The organism is Saccharopolyspora elongata (assembly GCF_004348985.1).
Lineage (GTDB): Bacteria > Actinomycetota > Actinomycetes > Mycobacteriales > Pseudonocardiaceae > Saccharopolyspora > Saccharopolyspora elongata.
In genome coordinates this window covers 1-1,132 of record NZ_SMKW01000231.1, presented here as the reverse complement: position 1 = coordinate 1,132, position 1,132 = coordinate 1, and the positions used below count along the sequence as shown (strand labels likewise).

1 protein-coding gene is annotated in these 1,132 nt (G+C 67.1%); it reads left to right on the top strand.

All coding sequences use genetic code 11. The features are described from left to right. The coding region (locus E1288_RS46445) for an acetyl-CoA C-acetyltransferase (protein ID WP_132495733.1) at positions 1 to 1,131 on the top strand (1,131 nt) is incomplete at its 5' end. Position 1,132: the final 1 nt, after the last annotated feature.

Genomic DNA, 1,132 nt, shown 5'->3' with positions numbered 1-1,132 from the left:
TCGCTGAAGGATTTCTCGGGTGCGCAGTTGGGTGGGTTCGCGATCCGGGCTGCGTTGGAGCGGGCCGGGGTGCGGCCGGATCAGGTCGAGTACACGATCATGGGTCAGGTGCTGACCGCGGGTGCGGGGCAGATTCCGGCGCGGCAGGCCGCGGTGGCGGCGGGTGTTCCGATGGATGTGCCGGCGTTGACGATCAACAAGGTGTGTTTGTCGGGGCTGGATGCGATCGCGTTGGCGGATCAGTTGATCCGGGCGGGTGAGTTCGATGTGGTGGTCGCGGGTGGTCAGGAGTCGATGACGCGGGCGCCGCATCTGCTGACGGGGTCGCGTGAGGGCTTCAAGTTCGGTGATGTGCAGATGCTGGATCACATGTCGCATGATGGTTTGTTCTGCGCGTTCGACCAGGTCGCGATGGGGTTGTCCACGGAGAAGCACAACGCGCGGTACGGGTTGACGCGGGAGGAGCAGGACGCGTTCGCGGCGCGGTCGCATCAGCGGGCGGCGGCGGCTGCGGAGCGGGGTGTGTTCGCCGAGGAGATCGCGCCGGTGGAGGTGCCGCGGCGCAAGGGTGACCCGCTGGTGGTGGACGCGGATGAGGGTATTCGGGCGGATACCACGGTGGAGGGGCTGGCGAGGCTGCGTCCGGCGTTCGCATCGGATGGGACGATCACGGCGGGGTCGGCGTCGCAGATTTCCGATGGTGCGGCGGCGGTGGTGGTGATGAGCAAGGCCAAGGCCGAGGAACTCGGGCTGTCCTGGCTGGCTGAGATCGGTGCGCATGGTGTGGTCGCCGGGCCGGATGCGAGCTTGCATGAGCAGCCGTCGAACGCGATCAGGGCGGCGTGCGCGAAGGAGGGGATCGAGGCGGCGGGTCTGGATCTGGTGGAGATCAATGAGGCGTTCGCGGCGGTGGGGATCGCGTCGATGCGTGCGTTGGGTGTTGATGAGGGGCGGGTCAACGTCAATGGTGGTGCGATCGCGTTGGGTCATCCGATCGGGATGTCGGGTGCGCGGTTGGCGTTGCATCTGGCGTTGGAGTTGAAGCGTCGTGGTGGTGGGGTTGGTGCGGCGGCGTTGTGCGGTGGTGGTGGGCAGGGTGACGCCCTGATCCTCCGCGTACCAACAGCCTGAC